This is a genomic window from Micromonospora sp. IBHARD003 (assembly GCF_056106285.1).
The window spans coordinates 3,054,146-3,069,011 of record NZ_JBWBBX010000001.1 but is presented as its reverse complement, the minus strand read 5'-3'; the positions used below and the strand labels follow the sequence as shown (position 1 = coordinate 3,069,011).

The following is a 14,866-nucleotide window of genomic DNA, read 5'->3' as shown; positions in this document are numbered from 1 at the left end:
GTGACCGGGGAGAGCGGGCACACGCCAGCGGGGCAGGGCGCTTTGCGTCGTGTGGCGGTGATGCGCCGGTGGTCCTGCGTACGCCGCGCTACGCCTTAATACGTCACCCCGTATCCGATCGGGTACAGCACCCGGGCCGGATCGTCCGCCCGTGGTACGGGCACCGGGAGTCGGCCCTGTGGGGAGGTGTGCCCCGTCATCACCCGTACGGCAGCGCGCAGTTCCACATCGGTCCAGCCGTATGTCGCCAGGGACGCCGCGATGCCGGATCCGGCCAGTTGTGCGAGGTCGTAGGGATTGCGGATGGCGACCGTGACCACGGGCACTGAGGTGGCCGCGAGCCGGGCGACCAGGGTGCGCTGGGGGCTGCTCGCCGAGATGTTGTACGTGCCCACGACGACCACGTCCCGACCGGTCGCCGCCCCCACCGCCTCCTCGATCGCCGCCGGGGAAGGGGAAATGCCGGTGGACAGGGCGGTGGCGGTGAAGCCCCGCTCGGTGAAGGCCCGGGCGAGTGTGGCGGTGGGCGGCCCGGTCGTCCCCGTCGGCGAGGCGGGATCGGCGCCGACGACCAGGACACGGGGATGGCGACGGCGGGAAAGCGGCAGGAGCCCCCTCTCGTTCAGGAGCAGGGTCGTGGTCTCCTCGGCGATCCGGTCGGCGTCCGCCAGGTGGGCCTGGGCGCCGACCGTGCGGGTCACTCCGGCTTGGGACACGAACGGCCGTCGGAACAGACCCAGTTTCGCCTTCAGCAGGAGGATGCGCATGACCGACTCGTCGACGCGCTGCTCGGTCAGCTCCCCGTTCCCGACCGCCTCGAGGACGGCGTTCCAGGCGACACTCAGCTTCGGTGGATTGAGCAGCTGATCGCAGCCCGCCTTGAGCGCGAGAACAGGCACACGGTCGTCGCCGTACTTCTGCCGCACGCCCGCCATGTCGAGGGCGTCGGTGACGACGACGCCGTCGTAGCCGAGCCCTTCACGCAGAATGCCGGTGAGGATGGGCCGCGAGAGAGTGGCCGGGTCCTCGCTCGGATCGAGCGCGGGAACCACGATGTGCGCGGTCATGATGCAGTCGGTCCCGGCGGCGATCGCCGCCCGAAACGGCGGCGCGTCCAGCTCCTCCCACTGCTCACGCGTGTGGTGGATGGTGGGCAGGGCGTAGTGACTGTCGGCCTTGGTGTCGCCGTGGCCCGGGAAGTGCTTGGACGTCGCCGCGATCCCCGCGCTCCGGTATCCCCGCACCTGGGTGGCGACCAGCTCGGCGACAGCCTGTGGACCGGCTCCGAAGGACCGGACGCCGATGACCGGATTGGCCGGATTGACGTTCACATCGGCCACCGGCGCGTAGTTCTGGTTGATGCCCATCGACGCGAGTTCCGCTCCGGCGATCCGCGCGGCCTCGCGGGTGTCGGAGCGTGATCCGCCCGCACCCAGCGCCATCGCGCCGGGCAAGAGGGTCGCGGGCCTGCCGACCCGGGCGACGATCCCATGTTCCTGATCGGTGGAGATCAGCAGAGGAATGGGGGTGGACCGGGCGAGGCCCGCCTGCTGGATGCCATTGGAGAGATCGGCGATCTGGTGCGGGTCGCGCGTGTTGTGTGCCCAGGAGAAGTAGATGATCCCGCCGACGTGGTAACGGCCGATCAGTTCAGCGGCGTTGCGGACACCGATCTCCCGGAGGTTGGCATCGACGTCGGCCTGGTCGGGGGCGGTGGCGGAGTGCCCGTACACACGCATGACGAAGAGCTGGCCGACCTTCTCCTCCAGACTCATCCGCGCGAGGAGCCGTCCGAGGCTGTCGCGGGTGTCGGCGAAGGAGGGTGTGGGGGTGAGCGCGAGGGCCGAGGAGCCGGCGGCGGTCACGGCGGCAGCGGCCGACGCGGCGAGGAGGGTCCGCCGTGAGGGGGTGGTCGGGTCCTGCACTGGTGCTCCTTCCGTGAAGGAAACTTCCAAGGGGTCTCGGATATAGGGAAAATAACTGCCAGTCAAGGGATGCGGCCGGGAGGGGCGCACCGGAGCGGTCGGGTGCCGGAGCAGGTGGGGGAGTGCCGCCGCCGGCGTCAGGTGGGGGAGACGCCGGTGGTGGGCTGTACCGCCGGCCTCAGTCGGTCGGTACGGGGAGCCGGAGATCGACGCCGTATGCCGGAGGGAACGTTGATGACGCCGATGCGGCACTCACCGGCTGCCTCAGGCGGTCTTCGGGTGTCCTCTGTTTAGTGCTCCTTTCGCCATCGGTGTAGAAATTCGCAATGGTGCTACGCGGTGCCCGTGCCTGAAGCTTGGACCATGCGCCCCGCACATGTCGCCCTCGCTGCCCTGGTCGCCGCTGTGTGGGGCGTGAACTTCGTCGTCATCGAGATCGGCCTCGACCACTTTCCCCCTCTTCTCTTCTCGGCCCTGCGTTTCCTGGTCGCGGCACTGCCCGCGGTGTTCTTCGTCGGCAGGCCCACAGTGGCGTGGAAATGGATACTCGCCGTCGGTCTGGTGCTCGGTGTGGCCAAGTTCGGTCTGCTGTTCACCGGTATGAACGAAGGGGCTCCGGCCGGTCTGTCGTCCCTGATCCTGCAGATCCAGGCGGTCTTCACCGCGCTGTTCGCCTATCTGGCCCTCGGTGAACGACCCGGTGGCAGACGGGCCCTGGGCATGCTCATCGCCCTGACGGGGATCGGCGTCGCCGCGGTCGACGAAGGCGGTTCCGGCCCTCTGCTGGGCTTCGCTCTGGTGATCGCTGCGGCTGCATGCTGGGGGCTCTCCAATGTGCTGACCCGCAAGGCGTCTCCGCCCGACGCCCTGAACTTCATGGTCTGGGTTTCCGTCGTCCCCGTGCTGCCCCTGTTCGCCCTCTCCCTCATCATCGACGGCCCGGAGCGGGACCTCGCCGCACTCCGCGCTCTCGACTGGTCCGGTGCCGGCGTGATCGTCTACGTCGCGTGGATCACCACGGTCTTCGGCTTCGGGGTCTGGGGGTGGCTCCTGCGCCACTATCCCGCCTCGTCGGTAGCGCCCTTCTCCCTTCTCGTCCCGGTGTTCGGCATGTCCGCGGCCGCACTGTTCCTCGACGAGTCGGTCAGCCCGCTGCGCTGGTGTGCGGCAGCCCTCCTCGTCGGTGGCGTCGCACTTACCTCGCTCTCCCGGCCAGCGACTCCAGGTGCTCCCGCCCCGCCGTCAGCAGGTCCGGCAGGTCCGGCGCTTGTGGATACCAACGCTTCTCGTACTCCCAGCACACCCAGCCGTCCTCGCCCGTGAGCGCGAGGCACTCGGCGAGCGGGAGTACACCGGCACCGAGCGGCAAGGGGGTCAGGTCGTCCCGCGAAGCCACATCCTTGACCTGGACATAGCCGAGGAACGGCGCGAGGGCGGCATGGGTGTCGGCCGGCAGTTCTCCGCCGAGCCACGGATGCAGGACGTCCCACAACGCTCCGGCATGACGATGGCCCACCGTGCCCAGGACACGGGTCACCGCCGCGCCCGTGCGGTGCGAGTCGTGGGTTTCGAGTAGCAGGCGCACCCCCAGATCCGCCGCGGTCTCCGCCGCACTGCCGAGCCGGCGGGCAGCGACCGCGTCCGCCGTCTGCGGGTCCTGGCCGCCTCCGCCAGGGAACACCCGGACATACGCGGCACCGACGTCTCTGGCGAGCCGCATCAGCTCGGTCAGCTCTTCGAGCACGATCCCATCGTCCGCCGGAGCCGCAACCTCGGTGTATCCGGCGACCGTCAGGATCTCCACACCCGCGCGGGCGAAGTCGGCCGCCACTGCCTCCCGTTCGCGAGCGCGGATTCCCGGATGCACCGGCTCCTCCGGACCGGCTCGCAGCTCCACTCCCTGATAGCCGGCCGCTGCGGTGAGGGCGGCCACTTCGTGGACCGGCATCCCGGGGACTCCCAGAGTCGAGAAGGCAAGCTTCACCGGGGGGATCCTTCCTGGAGGGGGAGACGCCAGTCCTGGCCGACGAGATCGGCGCCGTAGGAGCGATGCGGCTTCTCGGCGACGAGAGTGAATCCGGCCCGCTGGTAGACCTTGCGTGCCGCTGTGAGGACATCGTTGGTCCACAGCACCACATCCCGGTATCCGACTTCGCGGGCGAAGTCGACGACCGCGCCCACCAGCCGGTCGCCGAGGCCGTGCCCCCGTGCCCCCGGCTCGACCAGGAGCAACCGCAGCCGTGCGGTGGCTGGTGCCTCGTCCCGGACACACATCACCGAACCGACCGGACGGCCGTCCAACTCGGCTATCCATACCCGTTCCAGATGCGGGTCGTGGTCTTGGGCGAAGTCCGCCACTATCCGCGCGACCAGCCCTTCGAAGTCGGTGTTCCACCCGTACTCCGCCGCATAGAGCGCGCCGTGGCGCTGGACCATCCAGCCCAGATCGCCGGGGACGGGATCGCGCAGCACCGGTTCTGCCCGGTGGCCGTCCCGCTCGGGGCGGTTGTCGCCCAGGATCCTCCGTACCGTGCGCATCGCTTCGGTCAGTCGCAGACGGTCGTCATTCGCAACGCCGGACAGCAGTTTCCCGACCGCCTCCTGTGACCGCTCGTCCAGCAGCGCGGTCGCCTCGCGTCCTTGGTCGGTGAGTGTGATCCGCTGACGGCGTGAGTCCTGCTCCGACGGGGCCCGCTCGACCAAGCCGTCACGCTCGAACTTGCCGAGGAGCCGGCTCAGATAGCCCGCGTCGAGGGAAAGCTCCAGCCGCAGGTCGGCGGCATCCGTGCGCGGGGCGTGTGCCAGCTCGTAGAGCAGACGGGACTCGGTGAGTGTGTACGGCGTGTACAGATGCCGGCTGTAGTCGAGCGCTCCGATGAGGTTCGTGTAGAAGCGGTTGAACGCGCGGATCTCCTGAATGGCCATGATCTGCCCCGACCTTTCCTATGACTGAGTCAAGGCTAGGTTCGCCCGTCGACCCCCGGCAAGGCCTGTGGATAACTCCCGGCGCGCTCGTCGGGGGACGTCCACCGGAGGGTTCCGGCGTGGTGGGACGGCGCGCGGGTCCGCCTGCGTAGCGGTCCCGCGGCAGGTCTCCGGCCTGCTCCTCCTTCATTGCGACGCTCCGTTACGACCGGCTGCGGCTTCACTTCGCAGGCTGCTTCACTTCGCCGGCGGCGCCGCCGTGGATGCCCGGGGCATCAGCTCGGCTTCGACCGTCGCGATGCCGTCGGGTGGCGGCGCCTCCTTGCCCATGGCCAGCCGCCCCGCCCGCACTCCCGCCTCGTGGAGCGGCAGCCGCACCGTCGTCAGTGCCGGAACCGCGTCCACCGAGAACGGCAGGTCGTCGAAGCCCGTCACCGACACGTCCGCCGGAATGCGCAGGCCCTGGTCGCGAAGGGCGGCGCAGGCGCCGAGGGCGATGGTGTCGTTGGCCGCGGCGATGGCGGTCAGACCCGGGTCGCGGCGCAGCAGTTCCAGTGCCGCGTCGTAGCCCGAGCGGCGCTCGTAGGGACCGTGGACCGTGAGGCGCTCCTGGTCCTCTTCGATCCCGGCCGCGATCAGTGCCTCCCGGTGTCCCTCGAGGCGGTGCCGGGTCGTCGTCCGCTCCTCCGGGCCGGCGATGTACCCGATCCGGCGGTGCCCCAGTGTGATCAGGTGATGGGTGAGCCGACATCCCCCTCCGCGGTTGTCGAAGGTGAGCGTCGCCGTGACGGAGCCGCCGGGCACGGGCGGACGGCCGCACAGCACCACCTTCGTCCCGGCGTCGGCGAGCCTGGTCAGCTTGGCCGCCACGGCGGCGACGTGGTCCGGGTCCTCGAGAGCCCCTCCGGTGAGGACGACCGCGGCCGCCCGCTGCCGTTGCAGCAGGGTGAGATACGTCAGCTCGCGCTCGGCCGAACCGCCCGTGTTGCAGACCACCGCCAGCTTCTCGCCGCCCGCACGGCCGGTGGCGCCCTCGCCGATCGCCGTCTGCACGGCGCCGGCGATGATCCCGAAGAAGGGGTCGGCGATGTCGTTGACGAGGATGCCGACCAGATCGGACGTGGCCGCGGCAAGTGAGCTGGCGGGTCCGTTGAGTACGTAGTCGAGTTCGTCGACGGCACGGAGTACTCGTTCCCGAGTGCTCGCGGCGACAGGGTAGTTGCCGTTGAGGACCCGTGAGACGGTCGCCGGTGACACCCGGGCTCGCGCTGCCACATCCGCCAGCGTGACTGTCATCGCGTACCTCCGAAGGGCGAACGGGCCGAGCCCTTGCGGGCCGTTGTGCGCAGGCTAGCGTCATAACGTATAGAAGGCGCTTACTGTCATCGTTTCGCCGCCAGGCAGAGGAAAGGTGACGCAGGAAGCAAAGGGTGTGAAGAGGCTGTTTTCCCTACATGTAGGGGTGTTTGGCCGCCATGCCTCGAACACCCTTGGCCGGCATGAGGTGCCGCCGTCCCTGTGCCGGGCGTGGCCATGTCCCGGCCCCCGTGGGGCGCAAGTCGGGAATCGCGCTGTATGCCGAGTTTCGGGATGCCGTAAAAATAACTGCCCGCAATCGTGCAACCCTTCTGGGGTGAGGTGAGTCGTACTTGGCATCAGGGCTCCGGGGGGATCTGGGGGGATCGGAGAGCCTTGATGCAGGGGGGAGTGAGCGGGGCCCGGTCAAGTGACCGGGCCCCTTGAGCTGTTCGAGATCCGAGCCGACCGTGCCGCGGCCTGGCGGGACGGTGGATCCGCTCATGCGGGGCGGCGACGAGTGGCCGGCACGCCGACGGTTCGCGCGCCGGAACACAAGGTGCGTCAACTGCCCCTGCTTCATGATGACCGTCGCCTGGCCGTCTCGCCCGAAAGCCGCGGGGTCGTCCACAGGCATGACGGACTGTCCGAGCCGGGCGGTAGCGTCGGACCATGTCCAACCTGGCAGTCCTCGAAGGGGTCCTCGAGCGGATCACCTATGCCAACGAGGAGAACGGGTACACGGTCGCCCGCGTCGACACCGGCCGCGGCAGCGGCGAGCTGCTCACGGTGGTCGGCTCGCTCCTGGGCGCGCAGCCGGGCGAATCCCTGCGTATGGAAGGCCGGTGGGGCTCCCACCCGCAGTACGGCAAGCAGTTCAGTGTCGAGAACTACACCACCGTCCTGCCCGCCACCGTCCAGGGGATCCGCCGCTACCTCGGGTCGGGCCTGATCAAGGGCATCGGGCCGAGGATCGCCGAGCGGATCGTGGAGCACTTCGGTGCGGACACCCTCGACATCATCGAGCGGGAGCCGGCGAAGCTCGTCGAGGTCCCGGGCCTCGGCCCGAAGCGCACCCGGATGATCGGCGCGGCCTGGGAGGAGCAGAAGGCCATCAAGGAGGTCATGGTCTTCCTCCAAGGGGTGGGCGTCTCGACCTCCATCGCGGTGCGGATCTACAAGAAGTACGGCGACGCCTCGATCTCCGTGGTGAAGAACCAGCCCTACCGGCTCGCGGCCGATGTCTGGGGCATCGGCTTCCTCACCGCGGACCGGATCGCCCAGGCCGTCGGCATCCCGCACGACAGCCCGGACCGGGTCAAGGCCGGTCTTCAGTACGCCCTGTCGCAGTCCACGGACCAGGGGCACTGCTTTCTTCCCCAGGAGCGGCTCATCGCCGACGCGGTCAAGCTGCTGCAAGTCGACACGGGCCTGGTCATCGACTGTCTCGCCGACCTCGCGGCCGAGGAGGAGGGAGTCGTGCGGGAACAGGTTCCGGACCCGGGAGGAGGCGATCCGGTCACGGCGGTCTACCTCGTCCCGTTCCACCGCGCCGAGCTGTCCCTCTCCGCCCAGCTGATCCGCCTGCTGCGCACCGACGAGGACCGTATGCCGGCGTTCCAGGACGTCGCCTGGGACAAGGCCCTGGCGTGGCTCGCGGACCGCACGGGCGCGGAGCTGGCGCCCGAGCAGCAGCAGGCCGTGCGCCTTGCGCTCACCCGCAAGGTGGCGGTCCTCACCGGGGGGCCCGGATGCGGCAAGTCGTTCACGGTGCGCTCGATCGTCGAGCTGGCACGGGCCAAGAAGGCCAAGGTGGTGCTGGCCGCGCCGACGGGACGCGCTGCCAAGCGGCTCGCGGAGCTCACCGGCGCCGAAGCGTCGACGGTGCACCGGCTGCTGGAGCTCAAGCCGGGCGGTGATGCGGCGTACGACCGTGACCGGCCGCTCGAGGCCGACCTGGTCGTGGTCGACGAGGCCTCCATGCTGGACCTGCTCCTCGCCAACAAGCTGGTGAAGGCCGTGGCACCTGGTGCACACCTGCTGCTCGTGGGGGACGTGGACCAGCTGCCCAGCGTCGGTGCGGGCGAGGTGCTGCGGGATCTTCTCGCCGACTCGGGGCCGGTTCCGAGTGTCAGGCTGACCCGGATCTTCCGGCAGGCCCAGCAGTCCGGAGTGGTCACCAACGCCCACCGGATCAATTCGGGGACGCAGCCGCTCACCCACGGACTGGACGACTTCTTTCTGTTCGTCGAGGACGACACCGAGGAAGCGGGCCGGCTCATCGTGGACGTCGCGGCCCGGCGCATCCCCGCCCGGTTCGGTCTGGACCCCAGGCGGGACGTGCAGGTACTCGCCCCGATGCACCGTGGACCGGCAGGCGCGGGCACGCTGAACGGACTGCTGCAGCAGGCCATCACGCCCGCCCGGCCCGATCTGCCGGAGAAGCGGTTCGGCGGCAGGGTGTTCCGCGTGGGCGACAAGGTCACTCAGATTCGCAACAATTACGAAAAGGGGAGGAACGGCGTCTTCAACGGCACCGTCGGCGTGGTGACCTCGCTCAACCCGGTCGATCAGCGGCTGACCGTGCTGACGGACGAGGACGAGGAGGTGCCCTACGACTTCGACGAGCTGGACGAGCTCGCGCATGCGTACGCGGTGACGATCCACCGCTCCCAGGGCAGTGAATATCCGGCGGTCGTCATCCCCGTCACCACCAGCGCCTGGATGATGCTCCAGCGGAATCTCCTCTACACCGCTGTCACCCGTGCCAAGAAGCTCGTGGTGCTCGTCGGCTCCCGCAAGGCCATAGGACAGGCCGTACGCACCGTTTCGGCCGGCAGGCGCTTTACCGCGCTCGATCACCGGCTGACGGGTGAAAGGCTCGTGGGAAAGATCACCTGAGGCTTCCGGAACCAGGGCGAAGGGGGCAGGATGTGCAGGTTGACGGCACTGAGTGCCGCCAGTCGGCCCATTGGCCGACCCCGAGTGCACTCTCCTCTGCCGAATGGGGGATGGTAGAGACAGTCAGGGCACCTCGAAGAAGAGGCACTACGTCGGTGAGGGATGACGTGAGCGACAACTCTGTAGTACTGCGGTACGCGGACGGTGAGTACACCTACCCGGTGGTCGAGAGCACCGTTGGTGACAAGGGCTTCGACATCGGGAAGCTCCGGGCGCAGACCGGTCTGGTGACCCTGGACAGCGGTTACGGCAACACGGCTGCCTACAAGTCCGCGATCACCTACCTCGACGGCGAGCAGGGCATCCTGCGCTACCGCGGCTACCCGATCGAGCAGCTGGCCGAGCGCTCGACCTTCGTCGAGGTGGCCTACCTGCTGATCAACGGCGAGCTCCCGACCGTCGACGAGCTGGCTGCCTTCCGGGGTGAGATCACCCAGCACACCCTGCTGCACGAGGACGTCAAGCGGTTCTTCGACGGCTTCCCGCGCGACGCCCACCCCATGGCGATGCTGTCGTCCGTGGTGAGTGCCCTGTCGACGTTCTACCAGGACAGTCACAACCCGTTCGACGAGAAGCAGCGCAACATCTCCACGATCCGGCTGCTCGCCAAGCTGCCGACGATTGCGGCGTACGCGTACAAGAAGTCGATCGGTCACCCCTTCGTCTACCCGCGCAACGACCTCGGGTACGTGGAGAACTTCCTGCGGATGACCTTCTCGGTCCCGGCGCAGGAGTACGAGCTCGACCCGGTCGTGGTCGCCGCCCTCGACAAATTGCTCATCCTGCACGCGGACCACGAGCAGAACTGCTCGACGTCCACGGTGCGCCTGGTCGGCTCCTCGCAGGCGAACATGTTCGCCTCGATCTCCGCCGGCATCTCCGCCCTGTGGGGCCCGCTGCACGGTGGCGCCAACCAGTCGGTGCTGGAGATGCTCGAGGGCATCGCGGCCACCGGCGGTGACGTCGACACCTTCATCCGCAAGGTGAAGAACAAGGAGGACGGCGTTCGACTGATGGGCTTCGGCCACCGGGTCTACAAGAACTTCGACCCCCGCGCCAAGATCATCAAGGCTGCCGCCCACGACGTGCTGTCCGCCCTCGGCAAGTCCGACGAGCTGCTCGACATCGCCCTCAAGCTCGAGGAGCACGCGCTCTCCGACGACTACTTCGTCGAGCGCAAGCTCTACCCGAACGTGGACTTCTACACGGGTCTGATCTACCGGGCCATGGGCTTCCCGACCGAGATGTTCACCGTGCTCTTCGCGCTCGGCCGGCTGCCCGGCTGGATCGCCCAGTGGCACGAGATGATCAAGGAGCCGGGTTCCCGTATCGGCCGCCCGCGCCAGATCTACACCGGCGAAGTGCTGCGTGACTTCGTCCCCGTCGAGGCTCGCTGACGCGTACTGACGGGCCCGGGCACGCGACCCGGGCTGCACGCTCCCGGCGGTGCCGGGAGAGACGTCGCAGAGAAGAAGCGCCCCGCTGCCGATCCCCCCACGGGTCGGCGAGCGGGGCGCTTCTCATATCCCCGGTGCGGATTCCCCCCACGGGATCCGGCCCGGGCGTCTGCTGGAGTGCAGCAGAAGCTCTTCGCGCGGTCTGCCGGGGTACGTATGTCGGGAGGGCCGCTCAAAGCTCCCCGGTCTACGTGCCCCGGCCAACGCTTGCCTGGGACGTCCCCCAAGACATCCCGTGAACGTCCCCCAAGACGTTCTGGCATCGCCCACTTAGACTCGCGAAGAGCCCGAATGGTTACCCACAAATATCTGTGATCTGGATCTCTTTGTGAAGGTCCTGTGTATCACGTGAAGGATCGCAGACGCAGGCTGTTGCTGACCACGAAAACGGACGAGAAAGCCATGGCGAATCCGGCGATCATGGGATTCAGCAGTCCCGCGGCCGCCAGCGGCAGGGCCGCGACGTTGTAGCCGAAGGCCCAGAAGAGGTTTCCCTTGATGGTGCCGAGGGTCCGCCGTGAGAGCCGGATGGCGTCGGCCGCCACCCGGAGGTCGCCCCTCACCAGCGTGAGATCGCCCGCTTCGATGGCGGCGTCGGTGCCGGTACCCATGGCCAGTCCGAGGTCGGCGGCGGCCAGCGCGGCTGCGTCGTTCACGCCGTCGCCCACCATGGCGACCGTGCGCCCATCGGTCTGGAGTCGCCGGATCGTGGCCACCTTGTCCTCGGGCAGCACCTCGGCATGGACCTCGTCGATGCCGACTTCGGCCGCGACCGCCTCGGCGACCGCGCGGTTGTCACCCGTCAGCAGCACCGGCGTCAGGCCCAGCGCCCGGAGCCGGGCAACCGCCTCCGCGCTGGAATCCTTGATCGCGTCCGCCACGGTCAGCACGCCGCGAGCCTCGCCGTCCCAGGCGACGGCGACAGCCGTACGTGCGGCCGAGGCCCCGACGAGCTCGGGCGGCGGTTCCACGCCCGCGGCCTCGAGGAGGGGGGCCCGGCCGACGAGGACGGCGCGGCCCCCGACGGTGCCGCGTACGCCGAGGCCGGGAACGCTCTCGAACGTTTCGGGAACGGGAAGCGTGCCGAGCCTGGCCTCCGCCCCGGCCGCGATGGCACGGGCGACGGGGTGCTCCGAGGCGTGTTCCAGCGCCCCCGCCAGCCGCAGCACGTCCTCCTCTGTGGCGGCGCCTGTGACGAGGACGTCCCGCAGGTGCATCCGGCCGGTGGTGACCGTCCCGGTCTTGTCGAGGACGACCGTGTCGACCGCGCGTGTGGACTCCAGGACCTCGGGGCCCTTGATGAGGATGCCGAGCTGTGCACCCCGTCCCGTGCCCACCATGAGGGCGGTCGGGGTGGCGAGGCCGAGCGCACAGGGGCACGCGATGATCAGGACGGCGACGGCCGCGGTGAATGCGGCGGTCGTGTCGTTCGTGACCAGCATCCAGGCGACCAGCGTGCCGAGGGCGACCAGCAGGACCGCCGGGACGAAGACGGCCGAGATCCTGTCGGCGAGGCGCTGGACCTCGGCCTTGCCGTTCTGGGCGTCCTCGACCATCCGCGCCATTCGCGCCAGCTGTGTGTCGGCGCCGACGCGGGTCGCCCGCACGACGAGCCGTCCCGCGGTGTTGACGGTGGCGCCGGTGACGCTGTCGCCGGCGCTCACGTCCACCGGAACCGACTCGCCGGTCAGCATCGACGCGTCGACGGCGGACGTGCCCTCGACGACGGTGCCGTCGGTGGCGATCTTCTCCCCGGGGCGGACGACGAAGAGGTCGTCGACTGCGAGTCGGGCGGCCGGGACGCGTACCTCGGTGCCGCCCCTGAGTATGGCGACGTCCTTGGCACCGAGCTCCAGCATGGCCCGCAGCGCGGATCCGGCCTTCCGCTTGGCGCGCGCCTCCAGATAGCGGCCGAGGAGGAGGAAGGTGACGACCCCTGCGGCGACCTCGAGGTAGATGGCCGACGAGCCGTCCCCGCGGGCTGCCGCGGGGGCGATGGTGAGGTCGAACCCATGGCGCATGCCGGGCATCCCGGCGTGCCCGAGGAACAACGCCCAGAGGGACCATCCGAAGGCGGCGAGGGTGCCGAGGGACACCAGGGTGTCCATGGTGGCCGCGCCGTGCCGGAGGTTGGTCCACGCGGCACGGTGGAAGGGCAGCCCGCCCCAGACCACGACCGGCGCGGCGAGCGTGAGGGAGAGCCATTGCCAGTTTTCGAACTGAAGTGCGGGGACCATGCCCATGAGTACGACGGGCACGGCGAGGAGCGCGGATACACGGAGCCGCTGCAGCAGGCCGGCGAGCGCGAGCTCGGCGCGGGCCTCCGCCGCCGTCCTGGTGGGCTCTCCGTCCCCTGGCGAGGGGCTGCTCGCCGGCCCCGCGGGCAGGGGCGGCTGCGGCTGGGACGTTTCTGCGGAGGCGCCGGACGGACCGTCGCTCCTCCCGTGCTCGCCTTGCCCGGAAAGCGCGGGCGAACCGGTGGAGGATGCGGCGGGGCTTGTGGTGGCGGGGGTGGTGACCGGCTCGGGCAAGAGTGTCGCCGTGTAGCCCGTTTTCTCGATGACGGCGACGAGATCGGAGACGCCCGTACCGTCGGCGAAGGAGACGCGGGCCTTCTCGGTTGCGTAGTTCACCGTCGCCGTGACGCCGTCCATGCGGTTGAGCTTCTTCTCGACCCGGGCCGCGCACGAAGCGCAGGTCATTCCACCGATCAGAAGCTCGATCCGTGAGATGTCCACTGCCGGGGAGTCGGTTGTGGTGCTGCTCATGTGACGCATTGCTCCAAACACAGGGCCGGGCCCACCACTGGGACGGTGCGGCCCGGCCGGAAGCAGGGGGTGAGTCAGGCCTGACCGACGAGCTCGTAGCCCGCCTCGTCGACGGCGGCGCGCACGGCCGACTCGTCGAGCGGAGTGTCGGAAACGACGGTGACACGTCCCGTCGACGCCTCCGCCTCGACCGAGGCCACACCGGGAATCTCGGAGATCTCGCTCGCCACCGCGCCCTCGCAGTGACCGCAGGTCATGCCCTTCACCTCGTAGACCGTGGTGAGACCGCCCACGCGGACGTCCGTCGCGCCACCGTGACAGGAACCGGAGGGGGAACAGCAGGAACCGGTGGCCTCGGGGGTTTCGGTCGTCGTCTCGGTGGTCATGGCGTTCTCCTCTTCCAAGGCGTGTCGCGCGCGGCGATCACATCGCGCGACTGAGGCTGTGGTGCGTCATGAGGGTCCTGGCGCTGCCACGATCCCCTCTCCACACACAGACTATACCCCTAGGGGGTATGAATCGAGTATCGGCCCCCACTTCGTGCGCGCCGTGCGAGACGGCCTCAGTGGCCTGGCGTCCCCGCCCCGCGCTCGTCGAACAGGGGGGTGAGGTACCGCAGCAGGACGGTCTTCAGTTCCGCGATGTAGGCCTCTCGCTCCGCTCCCTCGTGGGCGAGGATCAGCTCCAGTCCCGACTTGACCACGGCGAACGCGATGTCCGCCGTTCTGTGGAGCGCGGTCGGTGGCGACGCGGGGAGCAGTTCGCCCAGCACCTGCTCGACGCGCAGGAGCAGCGCCGAATGAACGGCGTCGTGCTCCTCGGTGATCCGGCCCGGAATCTCGGAGCCGTGCATCAGTACGGCGAAGGCCGGGTTCTCGCAGTTGAAGGCGATGAGTGGATCGAGGAGTGAATTCATCAGCCGGTCGAGGGGGAGCGTGTGGTCCAGTGTGTCGAACGCGGCGCCGTGGGACTCGCGCCAGCGGTGCAGCAACTGTCCGCCCAGCTCCACGGCGATTGCTTCCTTGTTCGGGAAGAACTGGTACAGCGTGCCGGGTGAGACGCCTGCCTCGCGGGCGATGGCGTTGGTGGTGGCGGCCGTGTAGCCGGTGCGGCAGAAAACGCCTGCCGCGGCCTCCAGGAGCTGGGCGATGCGGCGCTCGCCCCGGGCTTGGCGGCGGCGCGGCTGCGCGGGGTGGGCGGGAGTCTTGGCCTCGGGCTTCTTCTGTGCCCGCTTGGTCGTCGGCTGCGTGGACTCCCGGCTCGTCGCGCTCTTTCGTGCCTTGGCGGAGGTGCCGCCCGGCGGCTCGGGGGGCGCGTCGCCCGGTGGCGTCGTCGTCGGTGTCGGTCCGGTCGGTGCGTCGGGCGGTGTCGCCCCGGTCGGTGTCCCCGCTTCGGGTGTGTCTGGCATGTGTATCGATCCCCAGCTCTCCGGGCGCGGTTGACAAACACGAGCGGTCGCTCACATTCTTGGTTAACGCGAGCGATGACTCGTGTTTGTCAGTCTATGCAATGGCCGACCCGTGCTGCCCGCCCG

At 69.2% G+C, this 14,866-nt stretch carries 9 protein-coding genes and 1 pseudogene; 3 read left to right on the top strand and 7 right to left on the bottom strand.

Annotation, left to right across the window (positions count from 1 at the left end):
* Positions 1-95: 95 nt before the first annotated feature.
* Positions 96-1,925 carry a glycoside hydrolase family 3 protein gene (locus tag ACTWOL_RS13635; RefSeq protein WP_474296941.1) on the bottom strand — a complete coding sequence of 610 codons (1,830 nt, stop codon included), beginning with the start codon at positions 1,923-1,925 and terminating at the stop codon, positions 96-98.
* 363 nt (positions 1,926-2,288) lie between these two features.
* Here ACTWOL_RS13635 and ACTWOL_RS13630 point away from each other — a divergent pair, with 363 nt between their 5' ends.
* Positions 2,289-3,248 (top strand): EamA family transporter, encoded by a 960-nt coding sequence (locus tag ACTWOL_RS13630; protein ID WP_474296940.1) that lies wholly within the window; start codon positions 2,289-2,291, stop codon positions 3,246-3,248.
* Here the strand turns inward: ACTWOL_RS13630 and ACTWOL_RS13625 are convergent.
* The 3 genes and pseudogenes from ACTWOL_RS13625 to ACTWOL_RS13615 form a co-directional block, all read right to left on the bottom strand.
* Positions 3,208-3,873 (bottom strand): annotated as a pseudogene (locus ACTWOL_RS13625) (sugar phosphate isomerase/epimerase family protein); the annotation flags it as partial. The gene ACTWOL_RS13630 and the pseudogene ACTWOL_RS13625 overlap by 41 nt on opposite strands.
* Positions 3,874-3,905: 32 nt before the next feature.
* The gene (locus tag ACTWOL_RS13620) at positions 3,906-4,850 is read right to left on the bottom strand and encodes a bifunctional helix-turn-helix transcriptional regulator/GNAT family N-acetyltransferase (RefSeq protein WP_474296939.1); all 945 of its coding nucleotides are present in this window, start codon (positions 4,848-4,850) and stop codon (positions 3,906-3,908) included.
* 237 nt (positions 4,851-5,087) lie between these two features.
* A complete protein-coding gene (locus tag ACTWOL_RS13615; RefSeq protein WP_474296938.1) occupies positions 5,088-6,146 on the bottom strand; it encodes a LacI family DNA-binding transcriptional regulator in 1,059 nt (352 codons plus the stop codon).
* A gap of 672 nt (positions 6,147-6,818) precedes the next feature.
* On the opposite strand from ACTWOL_RS13615, the gene recD2 reads away from it, so the two are divergent.
* Together recD2 and ACTWOL_RS13605 are read left to right on the top strand one after the other, a co-directional pair.
* A complete protein-coding gene (gene recD2 / locus ACTWOL_RS13610) occupies positions 6,819-9,047 on the top strand; it encodes an SF1B family DNA helicase RecD2 (RefSeq protein ID WP_474296937.1) in 2,229 nt (742 codons plus the stop codon).
* A gap of 167 nt (positions 9,048-9,214) precedes the next feature.
* Positions 9,215-10,504 carry a citrate synthase gene (locus ACTWOL_RS13605; protein ID WP_474296936.1) on the top strand — a complete coding sequence of 430 codons (1,290 nt, stop codon included), beginning with the start codon at positions 9,215-9,217 and terminating at the stop codon, positions 10,502-10,504.
* A 404-nt stretch (positions 10,505-10,908) separates the two neighbouring features.
* Here ACTWOL_RS13605 and ACTWOL_RS13600 read toward each other — a convergent pair whose 3' ends face one another.
* The 3 genes from ACTWOL_RS13600 to ACTWOL_RS13590 all read right to left on the bottom strand — a co-directional run bounded on the left by ACTWOL_RS13600 (position 10,909) and on the right by ACTWOL_RS13590 (position 14,740).
* Entirely contained in the window at positions 10,909-13,332 is a 2,424-nt protein-coding gene (locus tag ACTWOL_RS13600; protein WP_474296935.1) for a heavy metal translocating P-type ATPase, read from the bottom strand.
* A gap of 74 nt (positions 13,333-13,406) precedes the next feature.
* Positions 13,407-13,625 (bottom strand): heavy-metal-associated domain-containing protein, encoded by a 219-nt coding sequence (locus ACTWOL_RS13595; protein ID WP_474301155.1) that lies wholly within the window; start codon positions 13,623-13,625, stop codon positions 13,407-13,409.
* Positions 13,626-13,894: 269 nt separating this feature from the next.
* Positions 13,895-14,740, bottom strand: coding sequence for a TetR/AcrR family transcriptional regulator (locus ACTWOL_RS13590; protein WP_474296934.1), 846 nt, complete (start codon positions 14,738-14,740; stop codon positions 13,895-13,897).
* Positions 14,741-14,866: the final 126 nt, after the last annotated feature.